Below are 18,004 nucleotides of genomic sequence, written 5' to 3'. Positions count from 1 at the left end.
TCATCCACTCAAAGCAGAGGTTTTTTTGTATCCATTTTAAAAAATCAAAATCACTTGACGATATGTCAAATGAAACTTATCATTTAGTTAGTCGACTAATTAAAAGGATGGAAGCGCTTATGAAATCAGATCGAAATGAACGGTTAATGGGACAGTTATCAGAACTCGTCAAGCTACAGCGTTACAAGGTTCATGAGAAACTTATCAACCACCCTGAGTTGTATCCTGGACAACCGCCGCTGCTATTCCAGCTTGAACGGGAAGATGGTCAGACCCAGAAACAACTGGCCGAACAGCTTCGCCGCGCCCCTGCAACGGTAACGGTAATGCTGAAACGTATGGAAAGCTCGGGTTTTATACGGCGTGAAGCTGACCCGAAGGATCTGCGCAGTCTGCGTGTCTATCTGACCGATCAAGGCCGTGCTGCGCTTAAGGAACTGAGAGAAGTATTCCAAGAGCTTGATCGCCAAGCGCAGAAAGATTTTACACCTGAAGAATCGCAGCTGATGTCAGCGCTCGCCCAGCGCATGGTTCAGAATCTGCGAGAATATTAAGTGAGATTCATCTGTCTGCATAAATTTTTGCAACATGATTATTTCATATCGAATGAGGTGATTTTTCCCATTGTGGACGTTAAAACGATTTCTTACCCCGTATAAGTCAGCGGCCATTCTTGCTCCGCTGCTCATGGTCCTTGAGGTTGCTATGGACCTGCTTCAACCCAAGCTGATGTCCAGCATTGTGGATGATGGTGTTCTTGCAGGGAACCTGTCCCACATTATGACTACAGGTTTGTTTATGCTTCTTTTTGCGTTAATCGGATGGGTTGGCGGTGCAGGATGTACGCTGTTTTCAAGCAAAGCTGCCGTTGGATACGGAACCGATCTGCGCCAGGAATTGTTTGATCATATCCAGAAGTTTTCGTTCCGTAATCTGGATACCTTCCAGGAAGGCTCGCTTATTACTCGCCTGACGAGTGATATCACCCAGATGCAGACCTTTGTACAGATGCTTCTGCGTATGTTTATCCGTTCGCCGATGCTGATTATCGGCAGTATTATTATGGCGTTTACAATCAGTGTCAAACTGGCGCTCATTCTCATTTTGTCCGTGCCGATTCTTTTTATCATCTTATACATCCTGATATCCGCTTCCTATCCGCTGTTCGCCAGCGTTCAGAACAAACTCGACAAGGTGAACGCGGTTCTTCAAGAGAATCTGGCCGGCATTCGTGTCGTCAAAGCTTTTGCACGCGCGCGTCAGGAGAAGAAGCGTTTCCAACAAGCCAATGAAGATTATACCCATACGGCAGTGAAAGCCTGGCGCATCGTATCGCTGAATGCACCGGTATTAAGCCTGATGCTGAATGCAACCATTGTAGCGGTACTGTGGTTTGGGGGCTTTCAGGTAGTAGGAGGCGATATTGCCGCCGGAGATTTGATTGCTTTTATCAACTACGTAACGGTTGTACTCTCGTCGCTCACTTCAATCGGCATGATGATGATGAGCTTCTCCCGCGCCAAGGTATCTGCAACACGCATCAACGAGGTGCTTCACACCCAGCCTGATATTCAATCGGGAGATGATATGTCTCGTAAAGGAGCAGGTCAGGTGGAATTCAAGGACGTATATTTCCGCTATGATGGAGAACATACCCTCTCCGGAATTACACTGACGGCTCGGCCGGGAGAAAAAGTGGCCCTGCTCGGATCTACAGGATCAGGCAAAACCTCACTTGTACAGCTGATCCCCCGCTTGTATGATGCCTCACAGGGTGAAGTGCTCGTGAATGGAGTGAACGTGCGTAACTGGGATCTCCAGGATCTTCGCAGCCGTGTGTCCATCGTATTACAGGAATCCATCCTGTTCAGTGGCAGCATCCGGGATAACATCTGCTTCGGCAGACCTGATGCAACGGAAGCTGAACTACGTGCCGCATCTCAAGCGGCGGCGGCTGATGATTTTATTATGAATCTGAAAGATGGATATGACACGGAGTTGGGCCAGCGCGGGGTCAATCTCTCAGGTGGACAGAAACAGCGAATTTCTATCGCCCGTGCCCTACTCATGCAACCGGAGGTTCTAATTCTGGACGACAGCACCAGTGCCGTCGATCTGCGTACCGAAGCAAGTATTCAGAAGGCTCTGCATTCACTAATGAGAAATAGTACCACCTTCTTGATTGCACAACGTATCTCTTCTGTAAAGGATGCAGACTGTATTTACGTGCTTGATGAAGGAGAAATCGTGGCAAGTGGTACACATACACATCTCATGGCCCATTCATCACATTACCAATCCATCTATTATTCGCAGCAACGGAAGGAGGATGTTCAATTTGGCTAAAAACGCTTCTTCCTCCATCCATCAAACCGTTGTCCCACCGATGATCGGAAGACCTGGGCCACCCGGCCGAGGTCCGGTTCCCAAAGTAAGAGCCAAGAACGCACGGCACGCGATCATCCGAGTATGGTCATACATGGGACGTCATCGCAAAGGGGTTATCACTGCTCTGGTACTGACGGCTCTTGGAACGTTACTTAATCTGGCAGGACCTTATCTGCTCGGCCGTGCGGTCAATGAACATATCGTTCCCAAAATTACGGACGGTCTGCTGAAAGACTGCATGTTATTGCTGACCGTATACGTCCTCGGCTCGTTCATGATGTGGGCTCAATCCTATGTCATGATCGGTGTTTCCCAACTGACCGTAAAAGATCTGCGCCATGCTCTGTTTTCACGGCTGCAACAGCTGCCGATCAGCTTTTTTGACAAAAATCAGAGCGGTGATCTGATGAGCCGGGCTACCAATGATATCGATAACGTGTCCACGACGCTGAATCAAAGTGTAACTCAACTGATGTCCAGCGCCATCTTGCTGGTTGGCTCTCTGTCCATCATGTTTGCACTGGATGTCCGACTGACACTGCTCAGTCTGGTCACTGTTCCCCTGATTACGATCGCCACTCGGCTGATCGCTTCAAGAACACGCAAACATTTTACCGCCCAGCAAAAGTTGCTTGGTGAGCTTAATGGCTACGCTCAGGAAACTATTGCCGGACAAAAGGTGGTTGCAGCCTATAATCGTCAGGAGCAGGCACAAAAACATTTTCAGAATCTGAACGAGAAGCTTCGCACTTCCAGTACCCAAGCTCAGAGCGTATCTGGTCTGGTCGGGCCAACGATGAATGTCATGAACAATATCGGCTTTGCCATACTGGCAGCGGTAGGTGGATGGATGGCTTATCATGATCTGACGTCCATCGGGCTGATTGTAAGTTTCCTTGCTTACTCCCGCCAGATTGAGCGGCCCATCAATGATTTGGCAAACCAGTACAACCTGATTCAGGCAGCGATTGCAGGTGCTGAACGTGTGTTCCACATTATTGATACACCAAGTGAATACGTGGAAGAACAGAAGAAACAACTGCAGCAGATCCAGGGTAAAGTTGTATTTGAAGATGTATCCTTTGGGTATAGCCCCGAGAGGGAAATCTTGAAAAAGGTTAGCTTCACCGCCAAGCCAGGCGAGATGATTGCACTTGTCGGACCGACTGGAGCGGGTAAAACGACCATTATCAACCTGCTGCCCCGTTTTTACGAGATTACGGGCGGACGGATTACCATTGATGGCTGTGACATCTCCGAACTGGAGAAGGACCAGCTAAGGCGCGAACTTGGCATTGTGTTACAAGATGCCTATCTGTTCTCCGGCACCATTCGTGACAATATTGCCTACGGCAAACCCGATGCAACGGACGAACAGATCCAGCAAGCAGCGAAGTTGGCAAATGCCCACTCCTTCATCCGCAAATTATCGCAGGGTTACGATAACCCGATCATTTCCGGTGGCAGCAATCTGAGTCAAGGACAGCGACAACTGTTAACCATCGCTCGTGCCATTCTTGCTGATCCGTCAATTCTTATTCTGGATGAAGCAACCAGCAGCATCGATACACGCACCGAAATGCAGATTCAGGAGGCGATGCGCACCTTGATGAAGGATCGCACCAGCTTCGTCATTGCCCACAGGTTAAGCACGATTCGTGAGGCCGATCAGATTCTCGTCATTGATGACGGCAAAATTGCCGAACGAGGCAGCCATGATGAGTTGATGCAACAGCAAGGTTTCTATTATCAGTTGCATCAGGGACAGCTTACCTGATTGGGTTCGTGTTCATTGATGATTAAAACAAAGAAACACAAACAAAAACGCCGCTTTAGGTTCCGCTTCATTCCGGACCTTTGCGGCGTTTTCCATTTTATCGCTTCATTCGTACAATTCCGCGTGTAGATTTATATAGAAAATTCAATGTGTGTTCTTTAAATTCAGAAGGAGGTAAGTTGTTTATTTCTTCAATAGATTGATCAAGAGTTCGCTTTTGGCGAAATAAAATGGTATTAATCTTTTTTATCGTGCTTATTTCTTCATTTGAAAATCCATTTCTTCTTAGACCAACGGTATTGATTCCATGTATGTACGAACGCGGACCATCTGCTAAAGAATATGGAACGATATCTTGTGAAACTTTACTTCCCGCTCCAATCATTGCAAACCTTCCTATGTTACATGATTGGTGTACACCTGAACCACAACCAAAAGTGATATAGTCTTCAATATTAACATGTCCGCCAATCTGCACATTATTGACGATGACGTTGTGATCTCCCATCAATACATCATGTGCGATATGAGCATAATTCATAATAAAGTTGTTACTTCCTACTCTCGTGAAACAATCTCCTTTTGATGTGCCTTTACATATGGTGACATACTCTCTCACGGTATTATTATCTCCAATAATGAGATACGATTCTTCGCCTTGATAACTTTTATCTTGTGGATCTGAACCGATAATGGCACCATGTGAAATATAGTTATCCCCCCCCAATATCGTGTTAGCCCCTATGATAACGTGACTTCCAATCCTACACCCGCTACCTATTTTTGAATTTTCTTCAATAATACTGAAGGGTCCGACTTCGACATTTTCTCCAATTACTGCTGTAGGATGAATAATGGCTGACTGATGTATCATTTAGCACCTTCCTTTGTTTTGGAAAGTTCATCAAGTTTTTCATTTAGTTTTTTTATCGTTTGGGGGAGTCTGGAAAGTGCAGCGGATTCTCGTAGTTGTCTCTTATGTGAACGAGCCGTATACCCTGACACCATTGAGTTCGCGGGCATGTTTTTAGTAACCATGGTTTTAGCTAAAACAACGCAGCTATCTCCAATAGTAATATTATTAATTACCGCACTCCCGCCAGCCATTATGACACGATTACCTATTTTTGATGAGCCCCCAATTGCACTTGTACCTGCGATAATGCAGTGCTCACCAATTTGAACATTATGGCCAATTTGAATAAGGTTGTCCATTTTGGTCCCTTTACCAATGGTTGTTGAATCAATCGTTCCGCGATCAATAGTGGTGTTTGCGCCAATTTCAACATCATCAAAAATAATGACATTTCCGATATGCGGTATTTTAACTTGTTTTTGACCATCCCATTCAAAACCAAAGCCGTCAGCGCCAATCACTGCGCCTGAGTGAATAATGACATTATCTCCGATGAAAGTATCCTGTAGAACAGTGACATTAGGGTGGATCAAGCAATTCGTTCCAATGGTCACGTTTTTTCCAATAAATGAATGCGCAGAAATGACAGAATGATCCCCAATAGACACATCTTCTTTGATTACCGCGAATTCGTCGATCTGCACATTGTAGCCTAACGTTACCGAAGGCTGAATTGCTTCTGATGATACTACACCATTACTTTTGATTTTCTCACTAAACATTTCAATTAAACAAATAAAATCGAGTCTGGGATTTTTCACCTTAATAACAGGTACTTTAAATTCTATTATTGTCGTTTCTGGCACAATGAACGCTGAAGCATTACATTTATCTAATTTATTTAGATTTTTATCCGTTACAAAAGCAATTTCTCCCTCTTTAGCAGCATGAATTGAACCTACGCCTGTTATAACGACATCGCCATCACCTATTAGAATCCCATTTAACTGTTCAGAAATTTCATTTAAATTACATGGCATGATATCGTCTCCTTTTGTATTTAGATTAGATTATTTAATAATTCTCTAGCAAAAAGAGTGTTCAAATAATGAGAGGTTCCCGATCCTATGATTTTTGCATGAAAAGGAGGATTCAAAGCTAAATCGCCAATAAGATCCAGCAGCTTATGACGAGATAATTCATCATGAAAACGTAAATTGGGATAAATTTTCTTTTCACCAATAACTATTCCATGCTCTAAAGAAGCTCCTTGAATTAAACCTTTGCTTTTTAAGTACATTATTTCTTCTTCAAAACAAAATGTTCTAGCTGGTGCAATATCCGTTAAGTAATTGTTTTCTATAAAATTAAAATTGGATGTTTGATCTGAGAGGTAGGCAATTTTGTGTTCATTTTTAAAACACACGCAATAGGAGATCATTGAAGAGGGATGAGCTTCAAGAAAAGAATTACCGTGCTCAACTCTAATTTTTTGTTGTAAATGAAGATATGTTTTTTTAATTTTTTGCTGCAGATGGCCAACTTCTGAAATCTTTGCTGCAATATCGGTAGAGCTGCCATCAAAAATGGGTAATTCTTCACCATTAACATCAATAATCACGTTATCGATACCCATCCCTCGAACAGCAGACAGCGTATGTTCAACCATAGATACAGCGTATCCATGGTTGTTTTTAAGCTGTGTGCAACGTTCCGTATTGGATACATTACCGATTTTAGCTTCAATAATTTCATATGGATCTATATCCACTCTTCTAAAAATAATACCCGTGTTTGGTTGTGCAGAATGCAGAGTAATCTCTGACAAATTCCCACTATGTATAGCAATACCGTCTAATGTAAAACTATTACGAATCGTTTTTTGGTACATAGCATCGCCCCCTTTGACATAATTCTCACATTCGGATCCTATTTACATGTATTATATCGATTATGATTATCTGATGTTGTCGATATTTGGAGGCTCGTCAAATTCACACGGATATGTAGCTGAGAATAAAATGATCCGCAAGTACGCTGAAAAAAGCGTCACCGCGCAGAGTAGCATAAAAGAAACCTTAGCACGTTATCCGAGCTAAGGTTTCTAACCGAACCATTTTTTTAACTGTCTACTTGACGGGGAGTAGTTCAGCGTTTTTGTTTGTTGGAATTATGCCCCCATAGGTAAATGAAGGGTGAATGTAGAGCCAATCCCCATTTCACTATGAACGGTAATTTTGCCATGATGATCCTGAGCGATTTTCTGACAAAGAGCCAGTCCAAGTCCGGTACCTTCTTCCTTGGTCGTATAAAACGGATTAAAGATCGTCGCCAGAGAGTTCTCTGGAATGCCGCTGCCCGTGTCGGTAATCGAGATAAGTGCTTTATCTCCATCATGTAACAGATCAATATGCACCTCACCAGGGTCTTCCATCGCTTCAAAAGCATTACGGATCAGGTTGATTAGAACCTGTACGATCTTGTCCCGATCCATATTAACCACGACTGGCTCCCCAGTCATTTCAAGTGTAATTCGGTGGCCCCGTGATGCTGCATCCGACTCGGTTAACGACATGACACGTTCGAGACAATGCCCTACTCGTTCAGGTTTCATGTGATTGGTGTGTGGTTTGGAAAATTGTAAAAACTCAGCCGTTAGCTCTGTTACACGCGTGATCTCCCCCATGATGACTTCATACCATGGTGCGATATTGAAGGCCTGCCCCCGTGAAAGCTGCAGGAAACCTCGAATCGCAGTCAGGGGGTTGCGAATTTCATGAGCCATGCCCGCGGCCAGTTCACCAACAGCCCGAAGTCTTTCGGAACGAAAGACCTCCTCTTCGTTTTTCAACCATTTATTGCGCTGCTGCTGGAATAACCTGTCCTCCGCCACCGTAATAAAGTGCTGCAACGTCTCAGACATTCCCGGATACAGGGAAATGCTGTAGTTCACCTGCAACCCCCGTAACTCCCCTGACAGCAGTGACGACATGCGTTCTTCAATATTTTGTATTTCAGGCAAAATGACGGCATAGCGATCTCCTGCATAGCGGGATATACCGTATGCATCCGAAAACTGTGTCGTAATAATTTCGCCTGTATTTCCTATTACGCTGCACCAGTTGTCTTCGACCTCTTTGTCAAACCCGTTGAAATTCTGAATATTCAGGATAATCAGTAGAAAGGAGCGGTGCTCCTCCACCGTTTTATTAAGAGCATCCATGTACCCTTCATAATTCAGCAACCCGGTGAGTGGGTCATGGAGGGTGAGGAATTGAATTTTCTCCCGTAGCCTGCGCTTCTCTGCCTCGCTGTTAATCAAGGTATGATATAAAAATATAATGACAATCACAGTTAACATGTCAAACAGGGATACCAGCAAAGCATATGTATCAATCGGTACATAGGAAAGCCGAATCACTGTATATTCGAGCACAAGCAGCATCGAAATGGGTAACGTCTGGGTAACACGTTGTTTATATTGAATCATCGACATGATGAGCAGGTAATACAGTATATTGCACCAGTTCAGTTCACTGAAATAGTGGAATATACCAAGAAAGAGCCAATGGATATTACGCAGTGCAGGATAACGTTTCTCCCCATATATACTTGCTACAAATAACACACCAGCACATATCATTAACGCGAGATGGGGAGTAAGCCCTAGAAAATAAGAGGACAGGATAACAAGCAGACATCCCAGCGGGAAAATAAGCATTTTCATCGTGTAACTTAGCAAAAGGCCTCGCCCCCTTTGACATTTTACTCACATCAATACCTCAATTACATGTATTATATCGATTATGTTTAGCTAATGTTGTCGATTAGTGGAAGCTTGTCAAATTCACATGAATGTATAAATTTATTATTAAAATAGGACAAACGGTTTATAGGAAAACGGAGATTGCGAAACTATCATACATCACATTGATCAATACTGTGTTACAATACATTAATGGATTTATTTAGGATAAAACCTTGGTTATGGAGGGATAAGCATGATACAACAAAGAAAACCTTTGGGCATCGGGACACTTTCTTTGCTGGTGCTCGCAATGGGGTTGGCCTTTAATTTTTCCTGGGGCACAGAAAAGGTACAGATTAGCCACTATTTGTTTAATCTACTGAACTTGCCTATCTATAGTAATGGAGACCAGGGACTTCACCTTCCCTTCGTGGCGGCGGCAATCTTCTGGATACCTGCTGTAATTATCGCTAGCAAGTATCGTTCGCACTATGGTACAAAGGTAGCCTTTAACGTAGCCGCGTTTATGCTGCTTCTATGCATCGTTGGTCCTGTGGTTAATATGGTGGACAGGTTTGTAAATTCATAAAATAAAGAAGCCAGCACTCTTGAATGACAAGAGTGCTGGCTTCTTTGATTCAATACTACACTTCTATTTTTTCGCCATATACTTGCGGATATCAAATGCCACAGCAGCCACAATAATCAACCCTTTAATAATCAGCTGCCAGTAAGGACTTACACCGATAAAGGTCAGACCATAGTTGATGACTCCAAAGATCAGCACCCCTGCCATTACACCGGGCACCGTACCAATACCACCCGCTGTGGAGACGCCCCCCACGACACAGGCCGCAATAGCATCCAGCTCATACATATTGCCGTAATTGTTCGTTGCCCCGCCCGTACGGGCGGCTTCCAGTACACCGCCCAGTCCATACAGTGCACCTGCAATGGCATACAACGCAATCAGGTTGCGTGCCACATGAATGCCGGACACATGAGCAGCCTGAATATTGCCACCGATGGCATACATATTCTTCCCAAGGCGGGTCTTGTTGAAGACGACCCAGCAGATCAATGCCACCCCTATAGCAATCAATACAATATACGGAATGGAATAACCACCGCCAAGATCAATGTAACCAGATCCAATAACGGTAAAATCCGATCTCAATCCACCAATGGGTTGTGACTGATTGGGCTCTGTATCAAAGTAAATCGAGTTCAGACCATATACCGCAACCATTGTGCCCAGTGTGGCGATAAAGGGTGGAACATGCAATTTGGCTACAATGATGCCGTTGACGAGACCCACTGCCAAGCCTGCGATGATCCCGATAGCGATTGGAAATCCTACCCAATACTGTGGCAGATCGGGAAAGAACCGATTGGCATATTCGTCGATTTGCAGCATCGATGCGGATACAACAGCCGTTAGACCAACGACCCGTCCTGCCGACAAGTCGACCCCGCCCGTTACCAGGATAAAAGCAGCACCCAGCGCAATGATGGCCCGTGTGGAGGACTGTTGTAATATATCCCGCAGTGTAGAGAAAGCAAGAAAGTGCGGATCGGCAATGGCAATGCCAATGACGAGTAGGATCAGCACAATAAAGATCGCGCGCTGCGCCACATACTGCTTCACCTGATTGATAACTTGTGTATTCATGTATTTCCCTCCTGACTAAGCCATCCGCTGCTGTGCGGCCAGCCTCATGATATCCTGCTCTGTTGCCTCAGCACCGTCGACGATTCCGGTAAGCCGCCCTTCGCTCATGACCATGATTCGATCCGACATGCCCAGCAGTTCGGGCATCTCCGAGCTGATCATAATAATGCTTTTGCCCTGGCGGGCCAGTTCCGTAATAATGGTGTAGATTTCAAATTTCGCGCCCACATCAATCCCACGTGTCGGTTCATCGAGCAGTAGAATTTCAGGGTCAGTCAACAGCCATCTAGCCAGAAGTACCTTCTGTTGATTACCACCAGACAGGTTGCGAATTAGCGTGTTAACTGAAGGCGTTTTAGTTCTAAACTTCAGAGTCTGCTCACGTGCCTCATCTCGGCCTTTCTTCTCATCCAGCAGACCAATCCGATTCCGGTAACGTCCGAGACTCGCGATAATCGTATTTTCATACACAGACAACACTGGAAAAATTCCTGTGACTCTTCGCTCCTCGGTCAGAAGGGCAATGTTATGACGCTTTGCTGCGGCAGGTGACTTGATCTTCACCTTGCGCCCATGAATCGAGATTGTCCCTGAAGCAAGTCCGCGTAAGCCAAACAATGACTCAATCAATTCCGTCCGCTGTGCCCCAACAAGGCCGCCGATTCCAAGCACTTCGCCTTTCCTCAATTCAAACGTCACATCACGGAACGAATTCGGCTGGCTGGAGGTTAAGCCTTCTGCCTTCAAAATCACTTCTCCAGGTACGTTCGTCCTTTCCGGGAACCGTTCATCCAGATCACGTCCAACCATGCGGGTAATGATCAGGTCGGTCGTTAAATCAGCAGCATCCCAGGTACCGACCACAAAACCATCCCGCATAATCGTGACCTCATCCGAGATCGTCAGAATTTCCTCCATCTTGTGCGAAATGTAGATAATAGACACCCCGCGACTGCGCAGCTGATTAATAATGGCGAAGAGCTGGTCTACTTCCTTGCCCGTGAGCGAGGAAGTTGGCTCATCCATCACGATAACTTTAGATTGGAAAGAGACCGCTTTGGCAATTTCCATCGACTGTATTTTGGAAACGGATAAAGTTCCCGCCTGAGCCTTGGGATCAATGTCCAGATTCAGGTCCTTGAACAAGGCTAGTGTATCAGCGTACATTCGTTTCTCATCCACCAACAACCCCCTCATCGGAAACCGCCCCAGCCAGATGTTCTCCATCACCGGACGGTATGGCACCGGGTTCAGTTCCTGATGAATCATCGATATGCCATGTTGAAGCGCCGCTTTCGAACTCGGAATTTCCACCTGATTGCCGTCCATCCGAATCGTTCCTTCATCCGGGCGATACATACCGAATAGACATTTCATCAGCGTGGATTTGCCCGCACCATTCTCTCCCATCAGCGCATGAACCGTACCCGGCTTTACCTTCAATGTGACCTGGCTTAGTGCCTGCACACCCGGAAATGCTTTGGATATTCCGTCCATCTCAAGCAGGTAAGGTGATTCCATCTTTCATCCTCCCCTTCCGTAAACCCGGCAAAAAAAGGACGCCATCTCATGACGGACGTCCCTGTTTGCTGCTGTTATTGGGCGTCGGCAATGTTGTCTTTCGTAATTTTTTTGTAGGCAATCCAGACGTATTTGCCATCCGTAATGTCATAACCCGTGTTTTCCTTCGTTGGCGTCTCTCCCTTCGCAAGTACGGAAGCCAGTGCAACCGTTGCTGCGCCCTGGTTCTTGGCATCATTCAACACCGTGCCCAGCATCGTTCCGTCCTGAAGGGCCTGAATGGCCGGAGCCGTTGCATCGACGCCGACAACCGGCATCGTTTTGCCGTCTTTGAAGTATCCCGCTGCTTTCAACGCTTCAATGGCTCCAAGTGCCATGTCATCATTGTTAGCCAATACCGCCTCAATCTTGTCTCCGTGGGAGGCAAGGAACGCCTGCATTTTCTCCTGTCCTTTGACCCGATCCCACATCGCGGTGTCTTCCGCCAATGCTTCCACTTCAATTCCGGCATCCTGGATTGCCTGAACGGAATATTTGGTCCGTAGCTCAGCATCCTGATGGCCGGGCTCGCCTTTCAGCATGACGTATTGCAGTTTGCCATCACCGTTTTTATCTGCTTCCGGGTGGGCCTTCCAGTAGTCCACAATGAGCTGACCGGAGATCGTGCCGGACTCTTCCGCCTTGGCTCCAACGTAATACACTTTATCCCACTTGTTCATGTCTTCAGCAACCGGCTCACGGTTCAGAAAGATAACTGGAATGCTGGCCGCTTTGGCTTTATCAATAATGACACCTGCTGCGGTCCGGTCAACCGGATTCACAGCCATTGCGTTGTATTTCTTGGATACAAACAGATCGACTTTCTCATTCTGGGTCGGCTGTGCGTTCTGGCTATCCACGATATCGAGTGTGGCTTTGCCTTCCGCTGCTGCGGTCATTGCATTCCGCACACCCGTCATGAACGTGTCATCGAACTTATAGATCGCCACGCCAATCTTAGGCGTTTCCGTCCCTGCCGCCGTCTGGCCTCCTGTATCTGTTCCTGTACTTCCGCCTGCGCTGTCTCCGCCACTGCTGCACCCCGCCGCCGCAACCATACACGCTGTAAGCAACAATGTCATCCACGTTTTCTTCATATCCTAATGACCTCCCCCAAGTTCATTCGGCTTTACCGATGTCTTTATTATGAAAGGGTTTACAATAAATTCGAATACAATATCTTCCTCTGTTTTATCGAAATCTTCCTCAATTGAGCCTTTATTGTACAAAAGGAAACAACAACTTCTGATTATCCATCCAGAACATATTGTCCGTACTGACCAACTTCGTTTCCAGTGTTACCCTGGCTTGCACCTGTTGGTTGTTCAACCGTGCAACGGCCTGATTCAAACCAAGATAACCTGCACTGAATCCATTTTGCACAATCAAGTGCTGAATTCTGCCTTCCTGTAACTGCTCTAACTGCTGCTGTTCACTGCCAAATCCCACAATCTTCACCTTGTTCCCATTGTTCTCGGACGTACGTCGATTCAGTTCATCCGCTGCCCCCAGAGAAGCAGGTTCCTGAAGGGCAATCATCCCGTTCACCTGCTGCTGGTCAAGCAGTTGCTTCGCCGCCTGCCAGCAAGCATCCCGTGTGCTGCATACGGATTGGGCCTCCACATGAATGTCCGGGTATTGAGCCAGTGATTCCTCTATTCCTAGCTCCCGGTTAATCAGAACAGGATTTACAGGATCAGGACCAAGCAGGGCTATACGTCCTCGCCCTCCCAGAAGCACAGCCATGGCCTGACCCGCCTGCCGTCCAGCTTCAACGTTATCTATCGAGATAACACTTGTTATGCCTTTAACAGGAAATTCATCATTCAACAAAATGACGGGAGTAATCACTCCGTTGGCATCTTTAGTCTGTGCCTTCTGAATGATGTCGCTGAGTGTCTTCTCACTCAAGGGATCGATCAACAGGGCCGATGCTCCCTGCTCCAGTGCCAGTGATACCGCATCCACCTGGGCTTGTTCACGCTCGCTCAGTGAATAAGTCCCATTTTGCAAATGCTCTTGCTTCACCTTTCCCTGTTCTGCTGTGAAGTCAGGGTTAGAAGGCGCGTAAGTTAACCCTTCCGAGGGGAAAGCCTCCACCGTAATAAGCTCCGCTCCCGCTTCTTTGGCAGCCGCTTCGGCCCCAAGACGTATCGCTTCTGCAAGTTCTCCGGTTCCCGCAGGCGTAATCAGTGCAATACGCGGCGGTGATCCCGCCGGATCAGCATTCGACATACCGCATGCCATACATAACAACAGGCAGCAGATTGCAATTGTCATGGCCATGTAACGAAGGAGATGGACTCTCATCCGTATGACTTCCACGCGAGGGCAGATGTTTATTTTCATAACTAGATGACCCATCCAGTCCGTTCTATTGATCTTATTAGCTTTCATGCGCATCGTCCTCCTCTCGTTCCGATTGGATCGGAATGCGAATCCAGACGGTTGTGCCTTCTTCCAGCTCACTCTCGAATTCAAGACCGTAAGTTTCGCCATAATAAAGCTGAATCCGATCATGCACATTGCGTACAGCTACACCTGATCCTGCACCACTTTTCACGATAGGACTGCCCATTAGAAGTTTCGACATCTGCTCTTCCGTCATGCCGACCCCATTATCCGTAATGCGAAAAACCAGCTTGTCGTCCTCCCGGTATACACGAATCTCAATACATCCCTCGTCCATATGATATTCAATGCCATGCACGATCGCATTTTCAATGAGTGGCTGAAGCACCAGCTTAAGTGTCAGGCAGTCCAGCGTATCCTCATCTGCCTTCATGCTAAAATTAAATTTACGCTTGAACCGCATATGCTGAATCGTCAGGTAATGGTGGGCGTGCTCCAGTTCTTCCCTGACCGTAATAATCGTTTTGCCTTGACTGAGACTGATGCGAAACAATCGGGATAACGAAGTGATCATCGTAATGACTTCCTCATTCCGGCTCATGCCCACCATACGCACGACCGAATTCAACGTGTTGTAGAGGAAATGTGGATTGATCTGAGCCTGCAAAGCTTCCAGTTCGAGACGACGCTTCTGCTCCTGTTCATGAATGATTTCATTCATCAAGGTCCGGATTTTATAGACCATCAGGTTAAAACGACGGGATAAACGTTCCACTTCCAGCGGCCCTTCAATGGGTAGCTCCACGTTAAAATCCCCTCGCTCCACAGCCTTCATCTTTCGTTCCATCCGCCGAATCGGACGTGTCAGACTGGAAGAGAGGAACAGCGAGACGAGGATGACCAGTACCAGCACAACCAGCAGTACCCGAATCAGATATCCATTGACCTCCTGGCGGGTTGTCATGATCTCATCCAGATAGGCCACACCTACGATTTTCCATCCAATATTGGCGACAGACTTGACCGCATTCAACCTTTTCTGCCCATCCGCCTCATCTTCATAACTGCCGGTTGCAACCAGTGCCTGTTCGATATTTTCACTTTTGAGCCCCATGTACATCAATTGCTGCTGCGGATGGTAGACGATATTGCCTGCACTTTCGTCGATAATGTAGACGTATCCCCGCTGCCCCAGACTGACTCGGCGGCTCAGTTCGTCCATTTGTTTGAAGTTGATATCCACCAGCAGAATGACCTGCCGATCCTGACCATTTTGACGTACAGTAATGCCTTTGCTCATAGAAACGACCCATTTGTATGGGCCTGTGTACATGTTCTGGATATGAGGCAGTGAGAAACTAAGGTGATCCGGCACTCGGAGTGCAGATTGAAACCACCCTTGCTGTGTTACATGCGCACTCGGTTTTAATTCAGCTGAAGGTCTATTCTTGAGCAAATGCCCTGTTGAATCCAACAAAGTAATGGAGATGATATCTTCGCGGCTGCTAAGCAGCGTATCCAGCTGTTTATCTACCTGATCCCCTTCCCACGTGCCATCCCGCAGCATATGTTCTTCGATGGCTCGATACAGATGCGACATGCTGCGAACATAATCCTCCAGATTGTAACTGACCTGATCCACGATCTGCCTCGTCGTCAGCTCCGCACTTCGCTCCGCGGCCTGCGTGAATTTGTCATGCAGCAGCATCGCCATGATGGTCAGCACCAATACAATGAAGACAGAGAAGGACCATGTAATAATAAAGCGGATACTGCTGACTCTGGATGAACGCAGCCTGGACCGAAGCTTGAGCCAAAGGGATCTTATCCATCCGGCAAACGTTCTCATCGGTTTGGGCCTTCACTAGCTGTTAGTGCAGTCTGTTTGCGATATTCTTTGGGCGAGACGCCGATATGTTTTTTGAAGCAAAAACTGAAATAATTCGGTTCTGCGAAACCTACCTGACCAGCAATCTCAAACGACTTCATCTCTGTGGATCGAAGCAACTCCTTGGCCGCCTCCATACGGATTTGCATCAGATATTGCAGGAAGGTAAGCTGTACTTCTTTTTTGAAAATGCCACAAAAATAACCCGAACTGATATGCAGATGCCCACATACTTTCTGAATGGACAGATCCGGATCGGCGTAGTGTTCTTTGGTAAACGACAATGCCTGTTCCACAATATCCTTATAGACATGCTGCCTTCCGCTGGCAATGCGATGTTGAACGAGCAGACAAACCTCATGCACCTTACCTTGTGCCTCAGACAACCCAGGCAAACGGAACAAATCGGCATACAACTGGAACCCTGCCCCAAAAATGTCCTTCATGGCCTCGCCCGATGCCTGAGCTGCCTTCCAAACGTTTGTTAAAACTTCAATCAGATACAGTTGAATGTCACTTCGCCCATGCTCCACCGTAATTTCCCGGAAAATGATCTCTAGCGCGTCCTCCAGCTCCGCCTGCGTACCCGCTTTCAGACAACGTGTCAGCGTTTGCTGCTTCAACTCGTCAAAACGCAATTTGCCCGCCGTCTGCCGCTCCACATCTGCAATATAGATAAGGGGATCGGTCCCCGGTACAAGTCGATAATCCAGTGCCAGTAGTGCATCCTCATAGGCATGCTTCACACCTGCCAGTGTGTTCACGATTGAGCCCGATCCAACAGTGGCAGGAATACGCAGATAGTGATTGATGCTGCGCATTACATTTTCCAGCGCCTGCTGCTGTCGTTTCTCCCCATCTTCTCCACCCCACCGATCTACATAGAGCAGCACAATCGTCTCCTGATGCATAAAAGCATGTCCGGCCCCGTGTTCCGTCCATACCTCTGCGGCAATGTTCAGCGCAGCGAACTGCTTCAACTCCGCATCCGCAGATTGGTCTCCGTCCATATGAAGGGTCAATACGGATACTCCATAGCGTTCACCATGCAGATCCAGTCCGCATTGCTTTGCTTTGCCATGGATATATTCCGGTGATTTTTGCCGATGCAGCAAAGTGGCCATCAGGTCCGCCTGTAACAGGGGCAGGCTTGTATAATAATGGTCGCGCAGCTGCTGTACATCCTCTCGTTCGGCCACTTCAGCCGCCATCTGCGCACGCAACCTTGTAAGCAGTTCTGTCAGATGCCCCGCCGAGAATGGCTTCAGTAAGTATTCATCCACACTCAGCGAGACCGCTTGTCGGGCGTAGTCGAATTCATCATATCCAGTCAAAATCACCACTTTCACAAGCGGATTGCGCTCCCGCAACCTTCGAGCAAGTTCAAGTCCATCCATAAATGGCATGCTGATATCCGTTACCACAATATCCGGCTCCACTCGTTCGGCCATCTCCAGTGCTTCACGTCCATTCTCCGCCAGACCAACTATGCGCAGATCGAGCGCTTCCCAATCTACCTCTACAACCAACCCTTCGCGTACATCCTCTTCATCATCCACCAGCAATACCCGGTACACGTCAGATTCCTCCTTTATTTAAGGGGCCATAAGCCCAAGCAATAATGTATATGTCGATATGATCCAAGGTTGCCATCATAATATACAATATAAATTTAATTATGTAATCGCTTACTTTTAAGATGATAAGATTGATATAATGAGCGCTCACAAACGAAATATAAGGTAAATTATTGAAAGGAGTAA

General features: G+C 46.7%; 14 protein-coding genes. 4 read left to right on the top strand and 10 right to left on the bottom strand.

Going from position 1 to position 18,004, the window contains the following annotated elements:
* The first annotated feature begins 119 nt into the window (after positions 1 to 119).
* The 3 genes from BLV50_RS11910 to BLV50_RS11900 all read left to right on the top strand — a co-directional run bounded on the left by BLV50_RS11910 (position 120) and on the right by BLV50_RS11900 (position 4,165).
* On the top strand, positions 120 to 554 hold the full coding sequence (locus BLV50_RS11910) for a MarR family winged helix-turn-helix transcriptional regulator (protein WP_063568243.1): 435 nt from the start codon (positions 120 to 122) through the stop codon (positions 552 to 554).
* Between the two features lie 70 nt (positions 555 to 624).
* Positions 625 to 2,346 carry an ABC transporter ATP-binding protein gene (locus BLV50_RS11905; RefSeq protein ID WP_079695098.1) on the top strand — a complete coding sequence of 574 codons (1,722 nt, stop codon included), beginning with the start codon at positions 625 to 627 and terminating at the stop codon, positions 2,344 to 2,346.
* Positions 2,330 to 4,165: an ABC transporter ATP-binding protein gene (locus tag BLV50_RS11900; protein WP_177031173.1), complete on the top strand. Its 1,836-nt coding sequence runs from the start codon at positions 2,330 to 2,332 to the stop codon at positions 4,163 to 4,165. The genes BLV50_RS11905 and BLV50_RS11900 overlap by 17 nt, the downstream gene beginning before the upstream one ends.
* A 97-nt stretch (positions 4,166 to 4,262) precedes the next feature.
* Here the strand turns inward: BLV50_RS11900 and lpxA are convergent, their stop codons facing one another.
* The 4 genes from lpxA to BLV50_RS11880 all read right to left on the bottom strand — a co-directional run bounded on the left by lpxA (position 4,263) and on the right by BLV50_RS11880 (position 8,748).
* Positions 4,263 to 5,039, bottom strand: a complete 777-nt coding sequence (lpxA, locus tag BLV50_RS11895; protein ID WP_079695096.1) for an acyl-ACP--UDP-N-acetylglucosamine O-acyltransferase — start codon at positions 5,037 to 5,039, stop codon at positions 4,263 to 4,265.
* Positions 5,036 to 6,061, bottom strand: coding sequence for a UDP-3-O-(3-hydroxymyristoyl)glucosamine N-acyltransferase (gene lpxD / locus BLV50_RS11890; RefSeq protein ID WP_090807864.1), 1,026 nt, complete (start codon positions 6,059 to 6,061; stop codon positions 5,036 to 5,038). The genes lpxA and lpxD overlap by 4 nt, the downstream gene beginning before the upstream one ends.
* A gap of 20 nt (positions 6,062 to 6,081) precedes the next feature.
* A complete protein-coding gene (gene lpxC, locus BLV50_RS11885) occupies positions 6,082 to 6,912 on the bottom strand; it encodes a UDP-3-O-acyl-N-acetylglucosamine deacetylase (RefSeq protein ID WP_090807862.1) in 831 nt (276 codons plus the stop codon).
* A 279-nt stretch (positions 6,913 to 7,191) separates the two neighbouring features.
* On the bottom strand, positions 7,192 to 8,748 hold the full coding sequence (locus BLV50_RS11880; protein ID WP_256337941.1) for an ATP-binding protein: 1,557 nt from the start codon (positions 8,746 to 8,748) through the stop codon (positions 7,192 to 7,194).
* Between the two features lie 274 nt (positions 8,749 to 9,022).
* Here BLV50_RS11880 and BLV50_RS11875 point away from each other — a divergent pair, with 274 nt between their 5' ends.
* Entirely contained in the window at positions 9,023 to 9,358 is a 336-nt protein-coding gene (locus BLV50_RS11875; RefSeq protein ID WP_079695092.1) for a hypothetical protein, read from the top strand.
* Between the two features lie 63 nt (positions 9,359 to 9,421).
* Here the strand turns inward: BLV50_RS11875 and mglC are convergent, their stop codons facing one another.
* From mglC to BLV50_RS11845, 6 genes are all read right to left on the bottom strand, one after another.
* A complete protein-coding gene (gene mglC / locus BLV50_RS11870; protein WP_090807860.1) occupies positions 9,422 to 10,441 on the bottom strand; it encodes a galactose/methyl galactoside ABC transporter permease MglC in 1,020 nt (339 codons plus the stop codon).
* A gap of 15 nt (positions 10,442 to 10,456) precedes the next feature.
* Complete coding sequence (locus BLV50_RS11865; protein ID WP_090807858.1) at positions 10,457 to 11,962, bottom strand: sugar ABC transporter ATP-binding protein; 1,506 nt, start codon at positions 11,960 to 11,962, stop codon at positions 10,457 to 10,459.
* 74 nt (positions 11,963 to 12,036) lie between these two features.
* On the bottom strand, positions 12,037 to 13,098 hold the full coding sequence (locus tag BLV50_RS11860; protein ID WP_090807856.1) for a galactose ABC transporter substrate-binding protein: 1,062 nt from the start codon (positions 13,096 to 13,098) through the stop codon (positions 12,037 to 12,039).
* A 121-nt stretch (positions 13,099 to 13,219) separates the two neighbouring features.
* Positions 13,220 to 14,398: a sugar ABC transporter substrate-binding protein gene (locus BLV50_RS11855; protein WP_177031172.1), complete on the bottom strand. Its 1,179-nt coding sequence runs from the start codon at positions 14,396 to 14,398 to the stop codon at positions 13,220 to 13,222.
* Entirely contained in the window at positions 14,388 to 16,202 is a 1,815-nt protein-coding gene (locus tag BLV50_RS11850) for a cache domain-containing sensor histidine kinase (RefSeq protein ID WP_090807852.1), read from the bottom strand. Before BLV50_RS11850 ends, BLV50_RS11855 begins: the two co-directional genes overlap by 11 nt.
* The gene (locus BLV50_RS11845) at positions 16,199 to 17,818 is read right to left on the bottom strand and encodes a response regulator (protein WP_090807850.1); all 1,620 of its coding nucleotides are present in this window, start codon (positions 17,816 to 17,818) and stop codon (positions 16,199 to 16,201) included. Before BLV50_RS11845 ends, BLV50_RS11850 begins: the two co-directional genes overlap by 4 nt.
* Positions 17,819 to 18,004: the final 186 nt, after the last annotated feature.

It is taken from the genome of Paenibacillus sp. 276b, assembly GCF_900107875.1.
In the GTDB taxonomy this organism is placed as follows: Bacteria; Bacillota; Bacilli; order Paenibacillales; family Paenibacillaceae; genus Paenibacillus; species Paenibacillus marchantiae.
Note: the sequence above shows the minus strand (reverse complement) of the source record. Positions and strands in the feature narration are given on the sequence as shown.

What these genes read in the sequence shown, in the direction of transcription:
- BLV50_RS11910 (WP_063568243.1), top strand. Translation starts at nt 120, where the DNA reads ATGAAATCAGATCGAAATGAACGGTTAATGGGACAGTTATCAGAACTC.
- BLV50_RS11900 (WP_177031173.1), top strand. Translation starts at nt 2,330, where the DNA reads ATGTTCAATTTGGCTAAAAACGCTTCTTCCTCCATCCATCAAACCGTT.
- lpxA (WP_079695096.1), bottom strand. Translation starts at nt 5,039, where the DNA reads ATGATACATCAGTCAGCCATTATTCATCCTACAGCAGTAATTGGAGAA.
- lpxD (WP_090807864.1), bottom strand. Translation starts at nt 6,061, where the DNA reads ATGCCATGTAATTTAAATGAAATTTCTGAACAGTTAAATGGGATTCTA.
- lpxC (WP_090807862.1), bottom strand. Translation starts at nt 6,912, where the DNA reads ATGTACCAAAAAACGATTCGTAATAGTTTTACATTAGACGGTATTGCT.
- BLV50_RS11880 (WP_256337941.1), bottom strand. Translation starts at nt 8,748, where the DNA reads ATGAAAATGCTTATTTTCCCGCTGGGATGTCTGCTTGTTATCCTGTCC.
- BLV50_RS11875 (WP_079695092.1), top strand. Translation starts at nt 9,023, where the DNA reads ATGATACAACAAAGAAAACCTTTGGGCATCGGGACACTTTCTTTGCTG.
- mglC (WP_090807860.1), bottom strand. Translation starts at nt 10,441, where the DNA reads ATGAATACACAAGTTATCAATCAGGTGAAGCAGTATGTGGCGCAGCGC.
- BLV50_RS11865 (WP_090807858.1), bottom strand. Translation starts at nt 11,962, where the DNA reads ATGGAATCACCTTACCTGCTTGAGATGGACGGAATATCCAAAGCATTT.
- BLV50_RS11860 (WP_090807856.1), bottom strand. Translation starts at nt 13,098, where the DNA reads ATGAAGAAAACGTGGATGACATTGTTGCTTACAGCGTGTATGGTTGCG.
- BLV50_RS11855 (WP_177031172.1), bottom strand. Translation starts at nt 14,398, where the DNA reads ATGAAAGCTAATAAGATCAATAGAACGGACTGGATGGGTCATCTAGTT.
- BLV50_RS11850 (WP_090807852.1), bottom strand. Translation starts at nt 16,202, where the DNA reads ATGAGAACGTTTGCCGGATGGATAAGATCCCTTTGGCTCAAGCTTCGG.